We start from the raw sequence: 24,000 nt of genomic DNA on the forward strand, positions 1-24,000 counted from the left end.
GTTAAATTTTTGTATTTTATAGGTGTGATAACTGATGGGTTTTAAGTGCGGTATTGTGGGTATGCCCAATGTGGGTAAATCAACCCTGTTTAATGCGTTGACACGCGCTGAGATCGCAGCGGAAAACTATCCGTTTTGCACCATTGAGCCGAATGTGGGTGTGGTGCCGATGCCCGATCCACGCTTAGCTGCTTTAGCCGAGATTGTTAATCCTGAGCGAATTTTACCGACCACGATGGAGTTTGTGGACATTGCCGGTTTAGTTGAAGGGGCGTCTAAAGGTGAGGGTTTGGGCAATCAATTTTTGGCCCACATTCGTGAGACCGACGCCATTGCCCATGTGGTGCGCTGTTTTGAAGATGACGATGTGATTCACGTCAGTGGCCGTGTAGAGCCGTTGGCAGACATTGATGTGATTCACACGGAATTAATTTTAGCCGACATGGAGACGGTGGAAAAGGCGCTGTTGCGGGTGGCCAAAATGAGCAAATCGGGCAATAAAGAGGCTCTGGCTCAAAAAGGTTTTTTGCAAGGTCTATTGACCCATATGGATCAAGGTCTACCCGCACGCTCCTTGCAAGCGACGGATGTGCAGAAAAGTTATTTGTCTGATTTGCACCTGCTGAGCATCAAACCGACCATGTACATTGCCAATGTCGATGAGTCTGGTTTTGCAGAGAATGCCTTGTTGAATCAAGTTAAAGCCCATGCCGCTACGGAAGGTGCGGGTGTGGTGGCGGTGTGTGCTTCAATGGAAGCAGAAATTGCCTTGTTAGAGGACGATGATAAAGCGGAGTTTTTAGCTGACATGGGTCTGCAAGAGGCCGGTTTGGATCGGGTGATTCGTGAAGGTTATCAATTGCTGGGTTTACAGACCTATTTTACCGCTGGGGTAAAAGAGGTGCGTGCTTGGACGATTGAACAAGGTGATACCGCACCACAGGCAGCGGGTAAGATTCATACGGATTTTGAGAAAGGTTTTATCCGTGCAGAGGTCATTGCCTACGATGATTTTATTGCAGGTAAAGGTGAGCAGGGTGCTAAAGATGCGGGTAAATGGCGGCTTGAAGGTAAGGAATATGTGATGCAAGAGGGCGATGTGGTTCACTTTCGTTTTAATGTTTGATTGCTTGCAGATAATGCTTGACGAAGGCGGGGTGATGTTGCAAAATCGCGCCTGCTTTGAAATATGGCTATGTAGCTCAGTTGGTTAGAGCACAGCATTCATAATGCTGGGGTCGGTGGTTCAAGTCCACCCATAGCCACCATATTTCCCCTTCTGTTTTTTCTTTCTAGTTCGCTTTTTTATTCCGTTTTTCTGTCACTCCATTGACGTTGTTTTACCCCTCGATACTCAATACGTTCACAGCGTATGGGGAAAAAATGCCCCTCTGGTTTTTCGCTGGCTTCAATAAAACAGGGATAGATGCCGGCAGAAAATCCCAGCCCCATAAAATAATAACCTTCCTTTGTAGTCAATCCTTGGTCAGTAAGTAGGCTGGCTATGATTGCTGCAATATTCATAAAATTGCGTGAATGTTTTTTTAGCAGCATGGCTTCTATTTTGAAAGCCAGCTGAAGGTAGTCACCACCTGCTAGATTGAGTGCGGTTGCTTTTGCTAGCAGTGGTTTGATACGTTCATCTTGAATGGGGATGGGGCGTCCATAACCGGAAATGTTTTTATACTTTTTCAATTCATATTGAATAATTTTTTCTAAGCTGAGACCGGTTTTTTTCTTTTTCATACTTCGTTGGAGAAAATCCATGCAGCGGAGTTCTGCTTTCCAGCCGTATACGACAGCCTCAGAGACTGCATTGGATGCAGAAATGGCTAAGGAAGCCGTGCTGCGTGCCGTGCCTGCCAGCGCGGCCACACGATTATTCCAAAGGCGCGGGTCGGGGTAACTGGTGCTGATGACCCAAAGGGCGTTAAAAAGCTCAATCTGTTGTTTGGAAAATTCTCGACCCGTGATGCCAAGCAACAGCAATTCAATCCAAGAGTGATCTTGCAGTTCGTGAAAAAGGTCTTTGCCACGATAGACTACACGTTGTTCAGCACCAAACCAGCCACCCATTTGGGTTTTCCAGAGTTTCTCAGCGCTGAGCAGATCATTTTGTTTATTCACTGAACGAACCGGGGTCGTTTTCAACCTGTAAGCCATCGGCAAAGAAAGGGTAATGGATCCAGCCCCGTGGCATCTGTTCCAGCGCGTGTGCCGCCGCCCCTGGCAGACGCAGCAATAAATAGAGCATTTCGCTTTGCTGGGGCGTGAAGCCCAAATCGTAAAAGGCGGTCGCTGCAACACCCAGCATGGAGAGTGGGTTGTGTGCGACTTGTTCAAAGGCTTGGCGGTTTTTTTGCAGCCAAGAGAGTGCGCCTTCACCTTCCGTGGAGTGTGTGCAGCACTGTCGCAGCGCCTGTAAAACGGGGCTGGCGCAGGAGATACCATGAGGGTCAAAACCAGGAAAGTGTTCCATCTCAGGCCAAATATCGGCGCGTTCATTGTCGTTGAGAGAGTCAAACCAGCTTTGCCAAGCTTTGAGGTCTAAGCCGCACTGCTGCCAGCCTTGCAGTGCCAGCGCTAATTCATGCGCACCGCCATTTTGTCCTGCGCCAACGGCCAGTGCGGCAATTAAACAAGAAGCGCTGGTGGATTGACCCACGCCACCGTTCATGGCCGCTCGCACACTCAGATCTCTCGGGCCTGGGTTGGCTAAAATCAGTGCGACATCTTCGAGCAGGTTGGCTTGCCAAGGCAGAGGTGCTTGGCGTTGAAACAGCAGAAAAAGATACTCTGCCCAACGGGCGTTGCCGAGCAGGTCGCCATAAACATCGTAACCGGCGCAGTGACAGGTTTTGGCGGCAAAGGGGTTGTCAGCTTCGGCTTCTTCTTGCCAAATGCGGCTGCGAATGGTTTCGATTTTGGTGCGTTTGGCCATCATTGACCGCCTAAGACTTTGACTCTGGCACCCATTGGCGGAACTTCTTCTGGGTCAATATAGACATCAATGAGTGTCGGGCCTGGGTGGTTGCAGATGGCGTTAAAATCCAGCGTTAATAGGTCATTGGGTTGCTGAATACGGACGTTCTGTATCCCCATCGCCTGTGCCATTGCGGCGTAATCAATCTGAGGCAGTGCATGGCCGATGGACTCTGCTTTGCTCAAACATTGGCCGTGTTTTACCATTCCTAGAGAGGAATCATTGAGAATGATAAAAATAACAGAGAGATTTTCTTGCGCGGCGACGGTGATCTCTTGGCCTGACATAAGCCAACTGCCATCGCCTGTGACGCAGACCACCGCTTGGTTTTTACTGCCGATAGCGGTGCCGACCGCAGCACCAATAGCCCAGCCCATCGAGGCAAATTCCAACGCGCCACGAAACAGCGGTTTGTCGCCGTCTCGTGCGGTTAAACGCCGCTCTGGGGGGTGAAAATAGTGAATGGCCCAAGCGATGCTGTTGCCAGAATCGGCAAGAAACAGCGTGCCTGAGGGCAGTAACTTGCCTAGAGTTTGCATTAACCATTGAGGTTTTATACAGGTCTCTGGATTGGATTCTAATGTGAATTTGTCATTTTTAATCTGTTGTTGGTAGGGGGAGTATTTGTTTTTCTTGGATGTTTGCGCTGATGTTTGCTGTTTTTGGGCGTGGCTCAGCAGTTCTGTGCAGATTTTTTTCAGGTTGCCGCAGAGTTGCATTTTTGCCATTGGTGAACGGGTGAGATTGGTCGCGACCTGTTCTACATGCAGCAGTCGATTGTTCAGCAGGGCGTTATCCCAGCCGTTGCTGGCCCATTCACCCAAGCCGGTACCGATGGCCATAATGGCATCAATGTGCTTCTCTTTTAGAATGTCGAGGGCGCTTTGATGACCGGCAAAACCGAGTACGCCACAAAATTTTGGGTGATCGTGATTGATCAGACCTTTTGCGTGAGGGGTGGCAATCAGCCAAGCACCTAAGGTTTCTGCCAATTGGCAGAGAGGTTCAATGGCGGCTTCGGCGTCACTGCCCACCACAAAAACCAGCCCCTGCGCCTTGTTTAAGTGCTGCGCTAATTGTTCGACTTGTTCTAAATCCACGGCAAAATTGGTTTTGCTCAGTTGCGCTACGTCGTATTGAGGGGCTTTGAAGGGGGCGGGGGCGCGCAGAATGTCTAAGGGCAGGGTGAGGTGAACGGGGCCTGGGGGTGATTGGAAGGCGGTCATAATGGCGGTGATCAGTTTGCGTTCAAATTGATCAATGTGTGAGATTAAGCTGTTGTAGCGTGTGCAGGACTGAAACATGCTGACGGTGTCGATGCCACTGCAAGAGGATTCTTGCAGTGCGCCTTTGCCAAAATTGCTCAGCGTTGTTTGGCCGGTTAAGACCAGCATCGGGATTTGGTTTTCGTAAGCAGAGGCCACACCGGTAAGCAAATTGGTGGCACCAGGGCCGGTGGTGGCGCAGCAGACACCCAGTTTTCCGGTTTGGCGAAAATAACCATCGGCCATAAAAGCCGCACCGGTTTCGTGACGTGCAACCACGGCTCTGATGCCGCCAGTGCGTTGGCTGCGAGCCAGTGCATTAAAAAGGGGTTCAATGCCGCCACCTGGCACACCAAAAATGGAATCAATTGAAAGTTGGTTAAGGTAGGCCAAGAGTAGGTCGCCAACTTCAAACAGGGGATTGCACTCTTTTTTTAGACATAAATTTCCTGATTTGTTGCGATGACGTAATATTGTGTTGCCAGATAAAAAGTTATTTATGTTACGAATGAACGGATTGTCCAGTATAGCGCACTGCTTCTTGTAAACCAAAATAGGCTTCTTAACGGTTATGAAACTGGCTTATAAATGACAGATATTGTGAGATTTATCTATGGGATTGCGATCCAGTTCACAAAAGCGCTGTCAAAATCAGTAATTTGTTGGCCAGCCTTATCATGCTTGGTTCACACTTTTATACATATTGAAGGGACTAGGAGGTCTCTATGCGCAACGATCCACCTTTAATTGAGCAGCGAGTGCGGCATACGGTGCGTTTGATGCTCAATCGACCAGAGCAATACAATGCCTTGAATACGGTACTAATTCAGCGTTTACGCGAAGCGCTGTGGCGTTTGGCAGCTGATGATACGGTGCGTCAAATCGTAATTGCTGCCAACGGCCATAAATTTTGTGTTGGCAGTGATGTGGAGGAGATGCAGAAGTTACTTGATGCCGGTGAGGATAAGGTCGAAGACCTGTTGCAGCTGGGGCAGCTGTTGCGCGAGTTGGATCGTTTTCCTAAGCCGGTGGTGGGGTTGGTGCAGGGGGAAGTGTACGGCAGTGGTGTGGGTTTGCTGGCCTGTTGTGATGTGGTGTTTGCCACGGAAAAAGCTCGATTTTGTCTCCCCGAGGTGCGTTTAGGGTACGTTGCAGCCCTCATCAGCCCTTATATTTTGGCTGCGATGGGCAGCCGAGCTGCGGGGCGTTATATGTTGACCGGCGAGCATTTTAGCGCCGCTGAAGCAAAACGCTTGGGGTTGGTGCATGAGGTTTACCCACGCAGCCAATTGGCCTTAGAAGCGAATAAACTATTGAAAAAATTGCAAGCTACGGCTCTGCACGCCCAGTTAGAGACCAAAGCCATGTTGGCTCGGCAGCAGCAGACGCCGGTTGATAAAGAGGCTTTATTGGAGAGTGTGCAGTTGGTGGCGCGTTTACGCTGCTCGGATGAGGGGCGTGAGGGGATTCATGCGTTTGCTGAGGGGAGGCGTCCCAGCTGGCGACCGGCTCCGCAAGAGGAGTTGGCTGATGATCTGTGAGTAGTGCAGTACTCTTTTTTCTTGGATCAGGTAAAATGGCGCTCAATTTTTGTGGTTTATGCGATTTTTAGGAGTTGAGTGTGAAGATTATTCGTTGGGTATTGGGTCGGATTATTTTGTTATTGAATTTTATTTTCTCGCCAAAAAAAGCCAAACATGATGCACAACAACAGGCGCGTTTGGATGCCGAATGTGCAAGTTTAGCCTTGTATCAATTTGAAGCGTGTCCGTTTTGTGTCAAGGTGCGCCGTGCGGTGCGTCGCTTGGGTTTAAACATTGAGATTCGGGATACGCGCAAGGAGGGGCGTTATCGTGATGAATTACTGCAAGAGGGTGGTGAGATCAAGGTGCCCTGTTTACGGATTAGCGAGGAGGACGGTTCGGTGCGCTGGATGTACGAATCCAGCGACATTATTGCCTATCTTCAGCAGCGTTTTGCAGCGGCTTGAAGGGTGAATCTGCTCTCTGTGGTGGAATCACCTAATCATCCTAATTTTTCAGCACTGTACGCCCGTTTTGGTTTTGCTGAGTTAAAAGTGGCCTCGCAACGCACGGCGATGAAGGTGGTGAAAAAAACACCACCCGACTGGCTGGTGGTGGAGTTTTTTTACGGTTACGCGAATAATTACGCAGGCATCAATATGTGTAATTTAGATGTGCTGTTTTATGCGTTGCAGCGTTACGCACCCAACAGCAAAGTGGTCATTTTGGTGCAAAAATCCGAACGTCAGTACGTCGATAAATTGAGCCGTATCTTTCCGATTCACGGGGTTCTTTGCCAGCCGGTGGCCGAAGCGGAGATGCAGGAATTACTGAAAAATTCGGGATTGAGCTGAGGCGTTAAGTTTCTGTTTAGATGGGTGTGTTATAACTCTATTTTGATTTATTTCTGGTTTTTTAACGTCTTAAGGTGATCGTGATGAGCGAAGTAGAAAGAATTAAAGGCTATGGTCTGACGGCGCGGGTACTGCATTGGGGCATGGCCATTTTGATTGTGGCGCTGTTTTTGGTCGCCTGGAATATGGAAGATCTGCCTAAGGACAGCGATGAACGCAGAGACATGTTTGCTCTGCACCGTGCATTGGGTGTCTTTGCTGGGTTGTTGATTTTACTGCGTCTGCTTTGGGTGAGTCTCAGTGTGGATTATTTGTTGCCCGCACAGGGGCCAAAATGGCAAGCTTTGGCGGCTAAATTGGGGCATTGGGGGCTTTATGCTTTGCTGCTTTCCATGCCGTTGACGGGTATTTTGGGTTCGATTTACGGTGGTCATTCGATTGATGTGTTTGGTCTGTTTACCCTTCCTCGCCAGCCTGACAGTGATTTTATTGCCGGTTACACCGATCTTGCTCACTATTTAGGTCAATACGCTTTGATGGCTTTGGTGGGGATGCATGTGTTGGCGGCCTTGCTGCATCAGTTTGTGCAAAAAGACGGTACCTTGACTCGCATGATCAAAGGCTAGGGTAGATCAAAGGATAAGGGCGGAAGATTTTCCGCCCTTGGTATCTACGGCCTTGTGTGAATTATTTTTTCTTACGTGGAATGTAGAGGTCGGTGATGGTGCCCTCGGCCATTTCAGCGGCGAAATTGATCGTCTCTGACAAGGTCGGGTGGGCGTGAACCGTCAGCGCGATGTCCTCCACGTCTGCGCCCATCTCCAGTGCCAAGACCGCTTCGGCGAGTAATTCTCCGGCGTTGGTACCAACAATGCCTGCGCCTAAAATGCGCTTGGTCTCTTTATCAAACAGCAGTTTGGTCAGGCCTTCGTTGCGGCCAATACTCAAAGAACGTCCGCTGGCCGCCCAAGGGAACGCGCCTTTTTCGTATTCAATCCCCTGCTTTTTGGCTTCCGTTTCCGTCAACCCCATCCACGCTACTTCAGGGTCGGTGTAGGCCACCGAGGGAATGGTCAAGGCATCGAAGTGGGATTTCATGCCGCTGATCACTTCAGCGGCCACTTTGCCTTCGTGGGTGGCTTTGTGTGCCAGCATCGGTTGGCCAACAATATCCCCGATGGCAAAAATATGCGCCACGTTGGTGCGCTGTTGTGAATCAACGGCGATAAAACCGCGTTCATCCACCGCCACTCCGGCGTTTTTAGCGCCGATGTTATGCCCGTTGGGCACTCGACCCACGGCCACCAACACTTTGTCAAAGGTATCGGAGTCGGGGGCTTTTTTGCCTTCAAAACGGACCTTGAGGCCTGTCTCTTGTGCTTCAATTGCAGTTACACGGGTGTTGAGGTAGATGTTTTCGTAGCGTTTTTTAATGCGTTTTTCCAGCGGGCGTACCAGATCACGGTCACAACCAGGGATCAAACCGGGTGACAGCTCCACTACCGTTACTTTGGAGCCAAGAGCATCATAAACCGTGGCCATCTCCAGACCAATAATACCGCCACCGACCACCAGCAAGCGTTCAGGAATGCCGTCCAGTTCCAGTGCGCCAGTGGAGTCGATTAGGCGCGGATCGTCGTTGGGAAAAACGGGGATCTGAGTGGCTTCGGAACCGGCGGCAATGATCAGCTGATCAAAACCGATGATTTTAGTCCCCTCGTCGTTCTCCACTTGGATCTGATTGGGGTTGAGAAGGGTGCCAAGGCCGTGAACCACGCTCACTTTGCGTTGCTTAGCCAAGACTTTCAGGCCGCCGGTGAGCTGCTTGATGATCTTGTTTTTCCAGCCAACTAAGGTGGTCAGGTTGATTTTGGGTTGACCAAAGGTGATGCCGTGTGAGGCCATCTCATCGGCTTCGGTGATGATGTGGGCGGTGTGCAGCAGCGCCTTGGAGGGAATGCAGCCGACGTTCAAACAGACTCCGCCCAAATTGGGGTAACGTTCGATGAGGAGGGTTGTTTTACCCAGATCGGCAGCACGGAAGGCGGCGGTGTAACCGCCAGGGCCGGAGCCGAGCACCACCACTTCGGCGTGCAGATCGCTGTCGCTGCTGGGGTTAGCCGCAGTGGGGGCGCTGGTTGTGGTTGTTTCGGCAGCCGCTGGTGCAGCTTCTTTCTCAGGAGCCTTTGCAGCAGTGCTCGCCAGCTCCAAGGTCAGCACCGCATCGCCTTCGCTGAGGCTGTCGCCAAGGGCGATGTTAATCTCTTTCACCACTCCCGATTCAGGTGAGGGAATTTCCATACTGGCCTTGTCGCTCTCCAATGTCACCAAAGAGTCTTCGGCAACAACAGAGTCGCCCACGGCGACTAAAATTTCGATTACTTCAACGCCAGCAAAATCGCCGATGTCGGGTACAGTGACGGTAGTCAATTTGCTCATAAATAAAATCCTCAGTTAAAGCAGCAGGCGGCGCATGTCGGCCAACACACGGCTTAAATAGCTGGTGAAACGTGCGCCATCGGCACCGTCGATGACGCGGTGATCGTAGGAGAGTGACAGCGGCAGCATCAGGCGAGCAGCAAATTCACCATCGGGTTGATAGATTGGTTTCATCGCGGAGCGGAAACGCCCAAAATGGCCACTTCCGGCGCATTGACGATGGGGGTGAAGGCGCTGCCACCGAGACCACCCAAGCTGGAGATGGTGAAACAGCCGCCTTGCATATCCTTGGGGCCGAGTTTTTTGTCGCGGGCTTTGATGCTGATGGCGGTCAGCTCTTGTGCCAGCTCCACTAAGCTTTTTTGATCCACGTCGCGCACCACCGGCACCACCAAACCGTCGGGAGTCGCGACGGCAATGCCGATGTGATAGTACTTTTTCAGGATCAAGTTTTCGCCGCTGGCATCCAGTGAGGCGTTGAAACGGGGGAACTGTTTTAGGGCGGAGACCACCGCCTTCATCAAAAAGGCGAGCAGGGTGATTTTGATCCCTCGATCTTTGTATTCGCCCACCAACTGTTTGCGAAACGCCTCCAGATCGGTGATGTCCGCGTCATCAAATTGGGTCACATGTGGGATCGTGACCCAGTTGCGGTGCAGCACTTGGCCGGTGATTTTGTTGATTTTGCTCAAGGGCAGATTTTCAACTTCGCCGAACTTGCTGTAGTCGATGTTGGGCATGGCGGCCACGGCCAGACCGCTGCCACTGGCAGCAGCAGGTGCGCCAGACCCAGAGCCGCTCAGCGCGGCTTTGATAAAGCCCTGCACGTCGCTTTTTAGGATACGGCCTTTGCGGCCACTGCCACCGATGCGGCTGATGTCGGCACCCAGTTCACGGGCAAAACGGCGTACCGCTGGGCTGGCGTGAGCGGAGTTGCCGCTGGTGGGCGCAGCTGCCACAGGCGCAGCTACTGGCGTGGGTGCCACTGTCACAGGTGTTGGAACCGCTGCTTTGGGCGCTTCAGGAGCGGGGGTTGGTTTGGCGGTTGCAGCGGCGGGTGCGGCCTTTGTGGGCGCGGCTTCGGTGGCGCTTGAATCAGCCGCGTGCAGCCACATCACCAGATCGCCTTCGGAGATGGTGTCACCGATATTGACCTTGATTTTACCCACCACGCCGTTGGCGGGCGCGGGAATTTCCATGGTGGCTTTGTCGCTCTCCAGAGTGACCAGAGAATCTTCGGCGCTGACCGTGTCGCCGCTGGCGACCAGTATTTCGATCACCTCAACAGCGGCAAAATCACCGATGTCGGGTACTAAAACTTTTTCTTCGTTAGCCATGTTTCTGCTCCCTAGACCGTGATTGGGTTGGGTTTGTTGATGTCGATGCCGTATTTTTTGATCGCTTCGCTGACTTTGCTGGCGGCGATTTCTTTGCGATCCGCCAAGCTTTTCAGGGCAGCAACGGCGATGTAGTGGCGATTGACTTCAAAGAAGGTGCGCAGTTTTTCGCGGCTGTCGGAGCGGCCAAAGCCATCGGTGCCGAGCACTTTGTAGTCACTGGGAACATACGCGCGAATCTGATCGACGTAGGCGCGGATGTAATCGGTGGCCACCACTACTGGCCCTTCGCTGCCAGACAAACATTCTTCGACGTAGCTGATGCGGGCTTTTTTCTTCGGGTTGAGCATGTTGTAACGCTCTACATCGTGGCCGTTGCGCGCCAGTTCGTTGAAGCTGGTGACGCTCCAGACATCGGCGCTGACCCCGAAGTCATTTTGCAGCAGTTCGGCGGCGGCGATGGCTTCGCGCAAAATGGTGCCACTGCCCATCAGTTGTACTTTGGGGCCTTTGTTGGGATTCTGTTGCAGGCGGTACATGCCTTTGAGGATGCCCTCTTCAACGCCCTCTGGCAGCGGCGGTTGCTGGTAGTTTTCGTTCATGGCGGTGATGTAGAAGAAGACATTTTCTTGTTTCTCTACCATGCGCTGCATGCCGTTGTGAATGATAATCGCCATTTCGTACGCAAAGGTGGGGTCGTAGGCGACGCAGTTGGGGATGGTGTTGGCCACCAACAGACCGTGACCGTCTTGATGTTGCAGCCCTTCTCCATTGAGGGTGGTGCGTCCTGCCGTTGCGCCGATGAGGAACCCCCGTGCCTGCATGTCACCGGCAGCCCAAGCGAGATCTCCGATGCGCTGGAAGCCGAACATGGAGTAGTAAATGTAGAAGGGAATCATGTTGACGCCGTGGTTGCTGTAGGCGGTGGCCGCTGCAATCCAAGAGGACATGGAACCGGCTTCGTTGATGCCCTCTTCGAGGATCTGACCGGATTTGTCTTCTTTGTAGTACATCAACTGATCACGATCTTGTGGTTCGTAGAGTTGACCGACGGAGGAGTAGATGCCGAGCTGGCGGAACATGCCTTCCATGCCGAAGGTACGTGCTTCATCGGGGACGATGGGGACGATGTTTTTGCCGACTTTTTTGTCGCGGGTCAGGGCGGTCAAGATGCGCACAAAGGCCATCGTGGTGGACATTTCCCGTTCGCCGCTGCCTTTGAGCATCGCCGAGAAGGCCTCCAGTGGGGGAACTTCCAGCGGCGCGGCCAGATGTTGGCGCGAGGGCAGATAACCGCCGAGGGCTTTGCGACGCGCTTGCAGGTACTGCATCTCTTCGCTGTCGGCGGGCGGTTTGAGGTAGTCGGCGTTGGTGGCTTGTTCGTCGCTCAAGGGCAGGCGGAACCGATTGCGGAAGGCGAGCAGGTCGTCGTTGTCGAGTTTTTTCTTCGAGTGGCTGATGTTCTGCCCTTCGGCGGATTCACCCATGCCGTAGCCTTTGACCGTTTTGGCCAAAATAACCGTGGGCTGGCCTTTGTGGGCGACGGCTTCGGCGTAGGCGGCGTAGACTTTGTGTGGGTCGTGACCGCCGCGATTGAGGTGCCAAATGTCGTCATCGGAGAGGTGGGATACCAGCTCTTTCAGTTCGGGGTATTTGCCAAAGAAGTGTTCACGGGTGTACGCACCGCCTTTGGCTTTGTAGTTTTGGTACTCGCCATCGACGCACTCTTCCATGCGTTGGCGCAGCAGGCCGGTTTTGTCTTTGGCCAGCAAGGGATCCCAATAGGAACCCCAGACCACTTTGATCACATTCCAGCCCGCGCCTCGGAAGACCGCTTCCAGTTCTTGAATGATTTTGCCGTTGCCGCGCACCGGTCCATCAAGGCGTTGCAGGTTGCAGTTGACCACAAAGGTGAGGTTGTCGAGTTTTTCCCGCCCGGCCAGCGAGATGGCACCGAGGGATTCCGGCTCGTCGGTTTCACCGTCACCCAAGAACGCCCAGACGCGCCGAGGTTCGGTGTTGGCCAGTTTGCGGTGCTGCATGTATTTCATGAAGCGCGCTTGGTAGATGGCCATAATGGGGCCCCAGTCCCATGCTGACGGTGGGAAACTGCCAAAAGTCGGGCATCAACCACGGATGTGGATAGGAGGAGAGGCCAATGTCTTTGCCTTCCGATTCTTGACGGAAGTGGTTGAGCTGATCTTCGCTCAAGCGGCCTTCGAGAAAGGCGCGAGCGTAGATACCAGGCGAGGAGTGGCCTTGCAAAAAGAGCAAATCACCGCCGTGTTCGGGGGTTTGGGCGTGAAAAAAAGTGGTTAAACCCCACATCGTAGAGGGTGGCTGAGGAGGCAAAACTGGCGATGTGGCCACCCAGGTCGGGGTTATGACGGTTGGCACGCACCACCATTGCCAAGGCGTTCCAGCGAATGTAGGAGCGCAAGCGGCGTTCCAGCTCTTGATTGCCGGAGCTGCGTTTTTCCAAATGGGTCGGAATGGTGTTGAGGTAGGCGGTGTTGGCACTGAAGGGCAGGTGCGCACCCGAACGGCGCGCCTGATCGATTAATTTCCCGAGTAGGTAGTGGGCGCGTTCAGGTCCTTCAGCATCAATGACCGCTTCCAGGGCTTCGAGCCACTCTTGAGTCTCTTGGGGATCAATGTCGGGTAGTGTAGTCATAGTGTCCTCACGCCAAAGTGACGAGTGATTTTATGTGGTGGCAGAAGCCGTGTTTACGGATTGGCTCGACCTTAAAAAAAGGGAGTCATTATGCCTGAACTGGGTGATGCTTAGAAGCCTGTGAATGATTCGCTGGGGTTGGAAGTGGTTTTTTATCTTTGGCCGGAAGGGTTGGCTGGGTGCGTTGTGAAGAATTTAAGGTTAGAATGAGCCAATAAAATGTTAGGTCAGCGATTCGAATAACAATAATAACGAAATGCTGCGTATTGAATGTAAGGGGGGGGGGGGAGTTGATGTTGGGTTACGTGCCATTGCTGTTTTTTGTGAGCCTTTTAAGTGCTGCGGTGCAGGCTGTGGAGTACAGCCGTGAGGAGCAAGATTTGCTCTTGCTTTACGGTGATGAAGAGATGATCACCATTGCTACGGGTGAGCAGCAACCGCTTTCAAAAGCACCGGCGGTGGCCAATGTGATCACCGCTAAGCAGATTAGAAGGATGGGGGCGACGGATCTGGATGAGATTTTGGAGAGTGTGCCTGGGCTGCATGTCTCTCGCAGTAGCAGGTACAACCCACTTTATTTGTTTCGTGGCATTGCTTCCAGTTTCAACGCCGAAGTATTGATGTTGATCAACGGCGTGCCGATCAACACCTTGTTTGTCGGTGATCGGCATCAAGTCTGGGGTGGCATGCCGGTGCAGGCGATTGCTCGGGTTGAGGTGATCCGGGGGCCGGGTGCGGCGATTTACGGTGCCGATGCCTTTGCGGGGGTGATTAACGTCATTACTAAAAACGCGGCGGACATTAACGGCACCGAAGTGGGTTTGCGTTACGGCAGTTTTGCTAGCCAAGAGGTCTGGTTGCTGCACGGCAGTGAGTGGGCGGGTTGGCAGTGGGCCTTTGCACTGGAGGGCAGTCGAACGGATGGGGCTAAAAGCATCATTGAACAGGATGCACAGAGCGGTCTGGATCAGCTTTTGGGCAGTCAGGCTTCCCTAGCACCTGGGGCGGTGAGTTTGCAGCGAGACAGCCTTGATCTGCGTCTGGAATTGGGGCGTGGCAATTTTGTGGCGCGCTTGGGTTTGCAGCGTCGTACGAATTTGGGTGTGGGTGTGGGGGTGGCATCGGCATTGGATCCTAATGGTCGTCTGGGCAGTGATCGTTGGAATCTGGATCTGAATTATCACAACGCCAATTTGGCTGAAGATTGGGATATCAGCTCGCAATTGAGTTTTTATGACACGTCGCAAGTGGTTGAGCAGGATTTGCATCTTTTCCCAGCGGGCAGTCTTGGTTTTCAGGAGGGTATTATTGGCAACCCTGAAGTGTTTGAGCGGCATTTTCGCGGGAGTGTTTCGGCTGCTTATGCCGGTTTTTTTGGTCACCGAATTCGTTTGGGTTTCGGTTATACGGTAAGCGATCTTTATCGGGTTAATGAGACAAAAAACTTTACCTTCGCTGCGGGCTCTCCTCTGCCGATGCCTCTGGGTGGGGTGCAGGATGTTTCGGACAGTGATGCGGTTTTTTTGACGGAAGGGAAACGTAAAAATGCTCATATTTTTCTGCAAGACATCTGGAAACTGGCCAACGATTGGGAGTTGACCGCTGGTGTGAGGCTGGATGATTACAGTGATTTTGGTCAGAGCGTTAACCCACGCTTGGCTCTGGTTTGGTCGATGGGACAAAATTCAACTCTGAAGTTGTTGCACGGTCAGGCGTTTCGAGCACCTTCTTTTTTGGAGACTCAGGGGCGTAACAACCCCGTCGCCTTGGGTAATGTGGATTTGAAACCCGAAACGATTCAGACGACGGAGCTGGCGTTTGAGTACTACCCACAAGAACGTCTGCGTTTGAGTACCAGCCTGTTTCGTTATGTCTGGCAAGACATCATTCGTTTTGAAGCGGTGGATGCCAGCGGTTCGGACCCTTCAAGGCAGGCACAAAACAGCGGCAGTCAGAGTGGTGCGGGTCTGGAATTTGAGATTGATTGGCGCGTGAACGCGGATCTTCATTTGATGATGAACTCCGCTTACCAATATTCGCATGATGAACGCAGCGGTCAGTCTGCTGCCAACGCCCCCAATCATCAGCTTTATCTGCAGGCCAATTGGCAATTCCAGCCTGCTTGGAGTTTAAACTCACGTTTGAACTTGGTGATGTCGAGAGCCAGAGAGGCGGGGGATCTGCGTGCTGAGGTTGCTGATTACAGCACTCTGGATGTGAGTGTGCGGCGGCGTTCGGTCGTTGCAGGTTGGGCGGTTGCTGTGGGGGTGCGTAATCTGTCGGATACGGATCGTCGCGAGCCGTCAGGAGTAGAAATTCCAAATGATCTGCCTCTACCAGGGCGAAATGCCTTTGCTGAGTTGAGTTACACCTTTTAGGCTGAGTTGAAATTTGATTTTATGGATATAGGTTATTTCAAACAGGCTGTTATCATCGACTTTTGGGGCGATTGGTGTTGATTGCGCTGCGGAAGGTGGTGTACGGAGTGGGATTTTTAATTCTTGCTCTTATGCCGTTGCAACCTGTGTTGGCGCAGCAGCCTGTGGCGGTGGTGTATCCGCAGGTGGATGGGCGGTTTCAATTCATTTTTGCCGAGATGTTAAAGGGCATTGAGTCCGTTATGGGTGAGCCGGTACGCGGTTATGTGTTGCCTGCTGACTATCAATTGGACGACTTGGATCGCTGGTTGGATCAAGAAGAGATTGAGGTGGTTATTGCCTTGGGTGGCTCCAGCTCCCGAGCGTTGGCGCAGCTGAAGGGGCTGGTGAACGTAGTTTATGGGGGAACCGATCTCTCCGTGAGTCGGGCGGGCAATACGGGGATTAGCTTGATGCCGGATCCCAAGCTGTTATTTGAGCGCTTGCTCTCTTTGGTTCCCGAAATAGAGACGGTCACGGTCATTTACAGCATGGAAAACAACGCCTGTTTAATTGAAAAAGCGCAGCAAGAAGCGCGTGACAGGGGGCTGATTCTGGAGGCGATTCCCGCAGAGAATATGAAAGAGGCGGCGGGTTATTATCGCCGTTGGTTGAAACAGCTGGACGCTAAAAAAGACGCACTCTGGCTGCCGATGGATCGGGTCACGGTGGATCAAAGTCGGCATTTTTCCAATCTATTGAGCCAAGCGTGGGAGCGAGAATTTGTGATTTTTTCCAGTACGTCGGTACACGCGAAACGAGGTGCGCTTTTTTCTCTCTATGCGGATAATAACGCCTTGGGGCAAAGTTTGGCGCGGATGGCGCGACGTCAATTGCAGTCTGAGGGCGATGAGGGCATTCGCCCTTTGTTAGAAGTGAAGTCTGCCCTTAATCGACGTACCGCAGATCATCTTGGTTTACGTTTGGTGCCACGCCAAATTCGATCTTTTGATCTCTTATTTCCTCGACGTTATTAGCCCATAATCTGAGCAATTGGTATGCACTTTACGCACATTTCACGTTGGGGTTTTAAACAGCAGCTTATCTTGGCGTTTACGTTGGGCATTTTCTGTTTGGCGTTGATCTCTTCTTTGACCATTTCTGCTTATTCCAGTGACGGCTTGCGTCAGCAAGCTCTTGAACAGGGTTTGAAGGTAACGGAATCCTTTGCCCGTCAGAGTGCGTTGGCTCTGCTCTATGAGAGTGCAGAAAACGCCAAAGAGGCAGGACGGTTGGCGCTCTCTTTTCCCGATGTGGTTTCCGTTAGCATTTTTCAACCGAACCATAAGGTGCTCTTCTCTGCAGGGGTGAAGGTGGCGGATTTGCAGCAGGATGGAGATGGCGCAAAACTGTGGCTCTTGTTGGGTCGTTTGGAAGGTGAGACCGATCAGGCATGGCATTTTTTCGCGCCCGTGTTCAGCGATAATATTAGCGACGATTCCCCTTTTAGTGTGCAGGCGGCGGATCCCGATTTGATCGGTTATACCCGTTTGGTGATGAGCAAAGCCTCGCTTAATCGGGTGCTTGATGAGGTCTTTAAAGTCAATCTCTACATTTCCCTGTTGCTGGCGGCGCTGCTGTTGTCGGTTTTATTGGCCATTACCACACGGGTAACCAAACCGTTGATGGAGCTGGCGGGTGCGATGAAACGGGCGCAGTTGGGGGAGAAAAAGGTGCGTTCTTCGGTCAATGGGCCGCAGGACATCATGCTCATGGAGGAGGCTTTCAATACCATGATGGATGTCTTGGAGACCCGTGAATTGGAGTTGCAAAAAGCCCGTGATACGGCGCTGAAATCGGCGCGTCTCAAAGGCGAATTTGCCACTAATGTGAGCCACGATTTACGTACGCCGCTGAACGGGGTGTTGGGTATGTTGGAGTTGCTAAATTCAATGGGTTTGACTCCCAAACAGCAAGAGTATGTGGAAGTGGCTTTGGGTTCGGGGCGGGCGTTGTTGTCTCTGATTGAGGACATTCTTGATTTTTCCCGCATTGAGGCAGGCCGCCTGAAAAGCAACAACGAAGATTTTAATCTGCGTGAAGTGCAAAAAGACGTGGTGGGTCTGTTGGCCGGTCAGGCTCAGCGCAAGGGCTTGGATATCAGTTACCTGATTGAATCCAATGTGCCGACCCGACTGTTTGGTGATGCAGGGCGTTTGCGGCAGATTTTAATGAACTTGCTGGGGAATGGAATTAAATTTACCGAGCACGGTGAAGTGACGGTTTTGGTGTCCGTTGTGTCTCATAAAGAACAGCGTTATTTGCTGCGTTTTGAGGTGAAAGACAGCGGTATTGGGGTCTCTAAGGAGGCACAGGGACGTATTTTTGAGCCCTTTTCACAGGCGGATGGTTCTACTACTCGGCGTTATGGGGGTACGGGCTTGGGGTTGGCCATCTGTCGTCAGCTGGTGGAGTTATTGGGTGGCGAGCTTGGGGTGGAGAGCCGAGTGGGCAGAGGCAGTCGTTTTTGGTTTAGCTTGCCAATGGATGCGGTGGATAAACAAGAGGAGGAGTACAGCAGTACCTTGGCGGGTGAGAAAATTTTGGTGGTGGATGACAGCGAAGTCAGTCGTCAATTTTTGCAGCAGACCTTGGAGCGTTGGGGCATTCAGCAGCACGGGGTCTCTTGTGGTCATGAGGCACTGAAAGCGCTCAAAGTCGCTGCTGCGATAGAGAAACCGTATCACGTGGTGATGGTGGATCAGGAGATGCCGCACATGGACGGTGCCAGCTTGAGTCACTCCATCAAAGCCGATCCGAAGTTAAGTGATACTTCGGTGATTATGATGATTCGGCGTTGGCAGGTGGGGCATGAGACCATTCAGCTGGTGGATGCGGCGGGTTACATTGAGACCCCGATTGAGGAGTCGGCGTTGCACGATGCCATTTTCAATGTGCTGCGGCCACCGCAATTGCTGCTGAAACCGTTAAAGACCGCTTCAGTTCGTAGCACGGTCAATTTTGCTAAATCGGTGCTGGTGGTGGAAGACAATCGCGCCAATCAGCAGGTGGCTTTGGGCATGTTGCAGCGATTGGGTTGTTCGGTAGTATTGGCCGGTAACGGTCTGCAGGCGATTGAACAGCTGGCAGAACACCATTTCGATGCGCTGCTGATGGATTGTCACATGCCGGAGTTAGACGGTTATGAAGCGACTTTGCGCATTCGGGCTGCTGAGCAGTCAGATCGTCTGCCGATTATTGCCATGACCGCCAATGTTGGGGAAGCCGAGGTAAAACGCTGTTATGAGGTGGGGATGGACGATTACCTTAGCAAACCTCTCAATCTACAGACTTTAAAACAGAGTTTAGCGCGTTGGTTTACGGATCATAACGATGTCACCTCCGAGTCTGTCCAGCCTTTGGTATTGAGTGTTAAGGGTGGCGTTGCCTCTGCTTCCTTGGACCATGCTTTTTTGGATGAACTGCGTGACAGCGTTGGCGGTTCATTTTCTATGTTGTTGACGGTGTTTCTTGAGGACACGCCGATCTATTTGCAGGCGTTGCGTAATGCGATTGCCGATCAAAATACGCTTGAGGTGGCCAACGTTGCTCACAGTGTGAAGGGCAGCGCGCGCAATTTGGGTGCGAAACCGATGGCTGAGTTTGCGGCCTCTCTGGAGATTTTAGGGCGCGAGCAGCAACTGGGAAATGCTGCTGAGTTACAACGCAAGTTAGAAACAGAGTACCACTTGGTTAAAGTGGAGCTGGAGTCGCTCTCTGAGGTCGAAACGGAGTTTGAGAGTGTGTCAGAGGTTGGGGATTCCTTCTCGGTGCTGGTGGTGGATGATGATCGTGGTATTCGTTTGGCACTGCGAACCGTGTTGGTGGGAGACGGTTATCAGGTTAAAGAGGCCAGTAACGGTCAGCAGGCGTTGGCGCTGTGTGAGCGTCAGCTGCCTGATTTGGTGTTAATGGATGCCTTGATGCCGGTGATGGGCGGGTTTGAAGCGTGCCGACGTATTCGTCGTTTGCCAGCGGCTGAGAATTTGCCGGTGTTGATTATCACAGCTCTGGATGATGAACACTCCATTGATAATGCCTTTGCTGCTGGAGCGACGGATTTTATTCCCAAACCGTTGCACTTTGCGGTGTTAAGACAGCGGGTCGTACGATTGTTAACCGCCAGTCGGGCAGAAAAACACGTACATCAATTGGCCTATCACGACACGTTAACGGGGTTGCCAAATCGAGCTCTGTTTATGGAGCGTATTCAAGAGCTGTTGGAGCATGGTGAAGAGAAGCGACGCTTTGCGGTGCTGTTTTTGGATCTGGATCGCTTTAAAAGCGTGAATGACACTTTGGGACACGATGTGGGGGATTTGTTGCTGCAAGCGGTGGCGGAACGGCTGCTGCATTGTGTGCGCAGTGGCGATATGGTGGCACGTTTGGGCGGTGATGAGTTCACCATTATTTTGGATAACATCGCTGAATTGGAACCGGTTGCCAAGGTGGCAGCAAAAATTTGTGAGGCGATTTCAAAGCCCTTTACGTTTACGGAACAGCCGGTGTATATCGGTACCAGCGTCGGTGTTGCCATTTATCCTGAGGATGGTAAAAACAGCATAGACCTGCTTAAACACGCCGATACGGCGATGTTTCGGGCTAAAGAGAAGGGCGGAGAGTTTCAATTTTATGAGCCGGGCATGGGAGCCATGATCAGTCAGCGGTTGAAATTGGAGCAGGATCTGCGCGGTGCTTTGGAACGAGGTGAATTTGTGCTTTATTACCAGCCGCAACGCAGTTTGAAGAGCGGTCGGATGGGGAGCATGGAAGCGTTGCTGCGCTGGCAGCATCCGAGCCGTGGTTTGATCTCTCCAGCGGAGTTTATTCCTTATTTAGAAGAGAGTGGTCTGATTGTCACGCTGGGAGAGTGGGTGTTGGATAACGCCTGTCAGCAAGCGCGTATTTGGTTGGATGAGGGTTATCAGGCGATTCGTATGGCGGTTAATCTTTCAGCTAAACAGTTGGATGAGGTGGCTCTGCTGGGGATCGTGAATAGCTGCTTGCAGAAAAATCGCCTTTCTGCTGATGCGCTTGAGTTGGAGATTACCGAAAGTGCGATGATGAAAGAGCCAGAAAATGTCATTACTACCTTGAGGGCACTGAAAAAAATGGGGGTGCAGTTGACCATTGACGATTTTGGTATTGGTTATTCCTCTTTGAGTTATCTCAAACGTTTTCCCGTTGACTGTTTGAAAGTGGATCGTACTTTTGTTGAGGGGGTGATGACCGAGCAGACCGATGCTGAAATTCTGCGTGGCATTATCGCTTTGGCGCACGGTTTGGGTTTGAACGTGACCGCCGAAGGGGTGGAGTCTGCACAGCAAGAGCAATTTTTGCGGGAGTGTGGCTGCGATCAAATTCAGGGTTATTTTTTCAGTCGTCCTCTGCCCGCAACGGACATCGAGAGTCAGTTTTTGCAAAGAAATCCGGGGTAATCAGCTCTCAGGTGGATCTCCATCGGGTTTGGGTTTGGACTTTTTACGTCGTCGCCAGCGGGTTTCAACCGCATTAATTTCAGCTAAAAATTTCTCGTAGGGTAAGTTATCCAGCTCTTGGAACTGGGTTATGGCCTGTTCCAGCAGAGTAAAAATATCCTCTATGATTCCTTCGTTTTTCTCATTTTGCAGCACATTTCGTAGACCACGCAAACCGCCTGTTTGTACCTTGATCTCTTTTGAGTGCGGCAGTGGTCCTTCGATTTGGCTCAGTTGCAAAGTGAAACGGGCGTTGTGGCGCAGTAGTTTGAGCAGTTGCTGACAGCGTGGCTGAGCGCTGGCTGATTGGCAGCTAAGACCACTGCGATCCGCAATGCGAAACTGCTGAGCATGGCGGCATTGACTGTGACGCGCCAGCTGCGTTTTTTCAAACGGACAAGGCCGATAGCTGAGGGCGTGGTAGGCTTTTTTTAAATTCAGGTTCGTCCATAAAAAGACTACTTTTCCCACTCTTGCAAAATGGGCGCTTCGCGTTTTTCCATGAGCTGTTCTTCTGCTTGCAGGGCGTTGGCGGCAAAGACCACTTGATAACTTTGGCGACTGTCGCTGGCCAATTTTTTACGTTGCTCTTTAAGGTGATTTTTGGCTTCGCGGTAGTTTTCAAAGGTCGCTTCTAACTTAAGCTGCTTTAAAATATCGGTAGGGCCTGGGGTAACTTGGTAGACATAGTAGGGCATGTTTATTCTCGATTTATAAAGGTGAGTAACCGTTGTGGTGGAAGTATACCCGCAACGAGGCCTCTGACAAAGTGGCTGAAAGAGGCGTTGCATGAGACGCCCCATCTGCTTTTTTCAGGCTTTGGTAAGATTGTTGCTGGTGTGGTGAGACAGACATTCTGGAAACTTCCATAATGCGCCTAGATTTTTTTTGATGGGGGTTTTAGGCCAATGGAAATAAGAAGAACGAATTTATATCGCTGTCTCCTCTGGGCGGTTGTTTTAGCCGTTTCAGCGTGCAGTGAATACGATCTCAGTCAAGATCAGACCCTGCCATCGCTGCTGAGTACAACGGCCAGCAACGATGCGATTGTGCTGCAATTTGATGAAATCATTGAGGCGTCGAGTTTGAGTTATCAGACCTTTACGCTGCACGATGATAGGCAGCGTGATCTGACCAGAAATGGGCAGTTTTATTTGTTTGATGAGTTTATTGAGCTGCGCGCACCGCACTTGCTGCAAAGTGGAAAAAGTTATCAAGTGACGCTGTCCGGTTTGACCGATAGGGCAGCCAACCCTTTGCCAAAAGTGGTGGTCAGTGTAACGCCAGAGGCAGCGGTGGTTAACAGTGTGGTGGTGCTTGATCAGCGTGCGCCATCGTTGCTTTCGCACATACCTGAGGCGGATGCGAGTGCGGTTGAGTTAAGCCAGTCGCTGGTGCTTAATTTTAGTGAAGCGATGAGCTGTGCTAGCTTGCAAGGGGCTTTGACTCTGTCGGGCGTTGATACTGAATTAACGTCTTGCCAAGGGAGGCGAGTGGTTTATAGGCCGCTTGAACCGTTGCAAAGGGAGGCTCGTTACGAGGCGGTGTTGCTGGGAGCAACGGATTTGGCTGGTAATCTATTGCCGTTTGCCAACTGGAGTTTTTCCACCGAAGGTTCGTTTGTGTCTGAGAGGGATGCCGACGTTGATGAAGAGTGTGATGAGCTGTGTGAAGAGGAGGATCGTTAGCGGTACTGTGTGAGGTTGTGAGGGAGATCAAGCTTTAGACGTTGGGTGGGTTTTTATAGTCGAGAGTGTGAACTGGGCAATAAAAAGGGAAAGGTGGACGGGTATTCTGGTATCTTAAGTATTTGTTAAGATATGTGTCGTGAGATTTACGTTTGTTTTGCGGTCGGCGTGGCACTTAAGGAGTGGGATGATGAGCATAGATTGGAAAGATAATTCTGGAATGCTGTCGAAAGGGTGTCGTCTGCTGAGTTGGTTGCCCCTGTTATTGATTGTCGGTTGTGGCTCCTCGAATCCTCCAGCGACGGGGAATGCGGATAAAACAGCACCCAAAGTACTGGCCATTAAGGCGGATTTGCAGAAGATTGAGGTTCAATTTGATGAGCCGATCAGTGCCGCTTCCCTCAGTTCGTTGTCATTTTCCGTGTTGGATGGCGGTGGTGAGTCGATTGCCAATAATGGTGAGTTTCGCATTGTTGATAACCGTATTTTCTTTTTGACCGGCCAAGATTTTGTTGTGGGTCAGAATTACAACGTGACGTTGTCTGGTTTGAGCGATCAAGCGGGTAATACGATTATCCCTGTGACGTTGACGGTGACCCCCAGTGTGGATACCAGCGTTACGGGAGGGGTCGATAATTTGGTGCCGGTAGTGACCTCGCGTACGCCGGGGATTAATGCCAGTGGTATTGCGGTTGATCAGATTGTTAGTGTTAGTTTTAGTGAGCCAATGGATTGCAGTACGCTTGAAAATACGTTTACGATTTTTGGTTTGCACGGCGGTCAAGTGGTGTGTACGGGCAATAGCGCAGTCTACCAGCCACCGAGTTCGTTGCAGGCGAACACACGTTATACCGTCGCCTTGGTTGACGCTGCTGATCCAGCCGGTAATAAAATCAACAACATCAGTTGGAGTTTCACGACTGCGGCAGCGGGGTGGTTCTACGGGGGGTGGAAACGGTGGCTCTGGAGGTGGCGGGACTGTGGGTTCTGGAAACGGTGGCGGCTCCACCGGTGGTGGCACAGCACCTCCGGTCAGACCGGCAGATCCAACCACGCCAGGCGTAGGAACGGGACGCAGTTATTACGTTGCGACCAACGGCAATAATGCAGCCGATGGCAGTTTGGCCAATCCGCTGTTAACCCTCAAAGAAGCCGTGAGTCGGGTTGCTCCAGGAGATGTCATTGAGATTCGAGCAGGCAGTTATGCGGGGGTGAGAATAGATCCGATTCATGCTGGGCTGGCCAATGCTTGGATTACCATGCGTCCCTATCAAAATGAGCACGTTGTACTTGATGGCGGTCGCTCAGAGACCATTTATTTTTGGCTGAAAACAGGTACGACT

At 51.7% G+C, this 24,000-nt stretch carries 16 protein-coding genes, 1 tRNA gene and 2 pseudogenes; 11 read left to right on the plus strand and 8 right to left on the minus strand.

Annotated elements, in window-relative coordinates; translation table 11 throughout:
• Positions 1-34: 34 nt before the first annotated feature.
• Both ychF and Q9O24_13745 read left to right on the plus strand, forming a co-directional pair.
• A complete protein-coding gene (gene ychF, locus Q9O24_13740) occupies positions 35-1,126 on the plus strand; it encodes a redox-regulated ATPase YchF (GenBank protein MDQ7076171.1) in 1,092 nt (363 codons plus the stop codon).
• 65 nt (positions 1,127-1,191) lie between these two features.
• Positions 1,192-1,268: transfer RNA gene (locus Q9O24_13745), tRNA-Met, on the plus strand.
• Positions 1,269-1,305: 37 nt separating this feature from the next.
• On the opposite strand, the gene Q9O24_13750 is transcribed toward Q9O24_13745, so the two are convergent.
• Genes Q9O24_13750 through Q9O24_13760 form a run of 3 tightly spaced genes read right to left on the minus strand, consistent with a single transcriptional unit; the run spans position 1,306 to position 4,665 of the window.
• Positions 1,306-2,127 carry a citrate/2-methylcitrate synthase gene (locus tag Q9O24_13750; GenBank protein MDQ7076172.1) on the minus strand — a complete coding sequence of 274 codons (822 nt, stop codon included), beginning with the start codon at positions 2,125-2,127 and terminating at the stop codon, positions 1,306-1,308.
• On the minus strand, positions 2,120-2,941 hold the full coding sequence (locus Q9O24_13755; GenBank protein MDQ7076173.1) for a citryl-CoA lyase: 822 nt from the start codon (positions 2,939-2,941) through the stop codon (positions 2,120-2,122). Before Q9O24_13755 ends, Q9O24_13750 begins: the two co-directional genes overlap by 8 nt.
• Positions 2,941-4,665 carry a thiamine pyrophosphate-binding protein gene (locus Q9O24_13760; GenBank protein ID MDQ7076174.1) on the minus strand — a complete coding sequence of 575 codons (1,725 nt, stop codon included), beginning with the start codon at positions 4,663-4,665 and terminating at the stop codon, positions 2,941-2,943. The genes Q9O24_13755 and Q9O24_13760 overlap by 1 nt, the downstream gene beginning before the upstream one ends.
• A 308-nt stretch (positions 4,666-4,973) precedes the next feature.
• Here Q9O24_13760 and Q9O24_13765 point away from each other — a divergent pair, with 308 nt between their 5' ends.
• The 4 genes from Q9O24_13765 to Q9O24_13780 all read left to right on the plus strand — a co-directional run bounded on the left by Q9O24_13765 (position 4,974) and on the right by Q9O24_13780 (position 7,251).
• Complete coding sequence (locus Q9O24_13765; protein ID MDQ7076175.1) at positions 4,974-5,789, plus strand: enoyl-CoA hydratase-related protein; 816 nt, start codon at positions 4,974-4,976, stop codon at positions 5,787-5,789.
• 80 nt (positions 5,790-5,869) lie between these two features.
• Positions 5,870-6,238 carry a glutathione S-transferase N-terminal domain-containing protein gene (locus tag Q9O24_13770; GenBank protein ID MDQ7076176.1) on the plus strand — a complete coding sequence of 123 codons (369 nt, stop codon included), beginning with the start codon at positions 5,870-5,872 and terminating at the stop codon, positions 6,236-6,238.
• Positions 6,239-6,241: 3 nt separating this feature from the next.
• Positions 6,242-6,625 carry a hypothetical protein gene (locus Q9O24_13775; protein MDQ7076177.1) on the plus strand — a complete coding sequence of 128 codons (384 nt, stop codon included), beginning with the start codon at positions 6,242-6,244 and terminating at the stop codon, positions 6,623-6,625.
• 83 nt (positions 6,626-6,708) lie between these two features.
• Positions 6,709-7,251 carry a cytochrome b gene (locus tag Q9O24_13780; GenBank protein ID MDQ7076178.1) on the plus strand — a complete coding sequence of 181 codons (543 nt, stop codon included), beginning with the start codon at positions 6,709-6,711 and terminating at the stop codon, positions 7,249-7,251.
• Between the two features lie 61 nt (positions 7,252-7,312).
• Here Q9O24_13780 and lpdA read toward each other — a convergent pair whose 3' ends face one another.
• From lpdA to aceE, 3 genes and pseudogenes are all read right to left on the minus strand, one after another.
• Positions 7,313-9,064, minus strand: coding sequence for a dihydrolipoyl dehydrogenase (gene lpdA / locus Q9O24_13785; protein MDQ7076179.1), 1,752 nt, complete (start codon positions 9,062-9,064; stop codon positions 7,313-7,315).
• Positions 9,065-9,079: 15 nt separating this feature from the next.
• A pseudogene (gene aceF, locus Q9O24_13790) lies at positions 9,080-10,401 on the minus strand (dihydrolipoyllysine-residue acetyltransferase).
• A gap of 11 nt (positions 10,402-10,412) precedes the next feature.
• Positions 10,413-13,075 (minus strand): annotated as a pseudogene (gene aceE, locus Q9O24_13795) (pyruvate dehydrogenase (acetyl-transferring), homodimeric type).
• 293 nt (positions 13,076-13,368) lie between these two features.
• On the opposite strand from aceE, the gene Q9O24_13800 reads away from it, so the two are divergent.
• From Q9O24_13800 to Q9O24_13810, 3 genes are all read left to right on the plus strand, one after another.
• On the plus strand, positions 13,369-15,453 hold the full coding sequence (locus tag Q9O24_13800; GenBank protein ID MDQ7076180.1) for a TonB-dependent receptor: 2,085 nt from the start codon (positions 13,369-13,371) through the stop codon (positions 15,451-15,453).
• 74 nt (positions 15,454-15,527) lie between these two features.
• Positions 15,528-16,469: an ABC transporter substrate binding protein gene (locus Q9O24_13805; GenBank protein MDQ7076181.1), complete on the plus strand. Its 942-nt coding sequence runs from the start codon at positions 15,528-15,530 to the stop codon at positions 16,467-16,469.
• 21 nt (positions 16,470-16,490) lie between these two features.
• Positions 16,491-20,930: an EAL domain-containing protein gene (locus Q9O24_13810; protein MDQ7076182.1), complete on the plus strand. Its 4,440-nt coding sequence runs from the start codon at positions 16,491-16,493 to the stop codon at positions 20,928-20,930.
• Here the strand turns inward: Q9O24_13810 and Q9O24_13815 are convergent, their stop codons facing one another.
• Both Q9O24_13815 and Q9O24_13820 read right to left on the minus strand, forming a co-directional pair.
• Complete coding sequence (locus tag Q9O24_13815; protein MDQ7076183.1) at positions 20,931-21,440, minus strand: hypothetical protein; 510 nt, start codon at positions 21,438-21,440, stop codon at positions 20,931-20,933.
• Positions 21,428-21,667: a hypothetical protein gene (locus Q9O24_13820; GenBank protein MDQ7076184.1), complete on the minus strand. Its 240-nt coding sequence runs from the start codon at positions 21,665-21,667 to the stop codon at positions 21,428-21,430. Before Q9O24_13820 ends, Q9O24_13815 begins: the two co-directional genes overlap by 13 nt.
• A gap of 210 nt (positions 21,668-21,877) precedes the next feature.
• Here Q9O24_13820 and Q9O24_13825 point away from each other — a divergent pair, with 210 nt between their 5' ends.
• Complete coding sequence (locus tag Q9O24_13825; protein ID MDQ7076185.1) at positions 21,878-22,657, plus strand: Ig-like domain-containing protein; 780 nt, start codon at positions 21,878-21,880, stop codon at positions 22,655-22,657.
• 187 nt (positions 22,658-22,844) lie between these two features.
• Complete coding sequence (locus Q9O24_13830) at positions 22,845-23,762, plus strand: Ig-like domain-containing protein (GenBank protein MDQ7076186.1); 918 nt, start codon at positions 22,845-22,847, stop codon at positions 23,760-23,762.
• Positions 23,763-24,000 lie beyond the last annotated feature (238 nt).

Source organism: Gammaproteobacteria bacterium, from assembly GCA_030949385.1.
Classification (GTDB): domain Bacteria; phylum Pseudomonadota; class Gammaproteobacteria; order JAUZRS01; family JAUZRS01; genus JAUZRS01.

Coding starts and splice junctions, on each gene's coding strand:
- ychF (MDQ7076171.1), top strand. CDS start 35: ATGGGTTTTAAGTGCGGTATTGTGGGTATGCCCAATGTGGGTAAATCA.
- Q9O24_13755 (MDQ7076173.1), bottom strand. CDS start 2,941: ATGGCCAAACGCACCAAAATCGAAACCATTCGCAGCCGCATTTGGCAA.
- Q9O24_13765 (MDQ7076175.1), top strand. CDS start 4,974: ATGCGCAACGATCCACCTTTAATTGAGCAGCGAGTGCGGCATACGGTG.
- Q9O24_13780 (MDQ7076178.1), top strand. CDS start 6,709: ATGAGCGAAGTAGAAAGAATTAAAGGCTATGGTCTGACGGCGCGGGTA.
- lpdA (MDQ7076179.1), bottom strand. CDS start 9,064: ATGAGCAAATTGACTACCGTCACTGTACCCGACATCGGCGATTTTGCT.
- Q9O24_13800 (MDQ7076180.1), top strand. CDS start 13,369: ATGTTGGGTTACGTGCCATTGCTGTTTTTTGTGAGCCTTTTAAGTGCT.
- Q9O24_13810 (MDQ7076182.1), top strand. CDS start 16,491: ATGCACTTTACGCACATTTCACGTTGGGGTTTTAAACAGCAGCTTATC.
- Q9O24_13820 (MDQ7076184.1), bottom strand. CDS start 21,667: ATGCCCTACTATGTCTACCAAGTTACCCCAGGCCCTACCGATATTTTA.
- Q9O24_13825 (MDQ7076185.1), top strand. CDS start 21,878: ATGGAAATAAGAAGAACGAATTTATATCGCTGTCTCCTCTGGGCGGTT.
- Q9O24_13830 (MDQ7076186.1), top strand. CDS start 22,845: ATGATGAGCATAGATTGGAAAGATAATTCTGGAATGCTGTCGAAAGGG.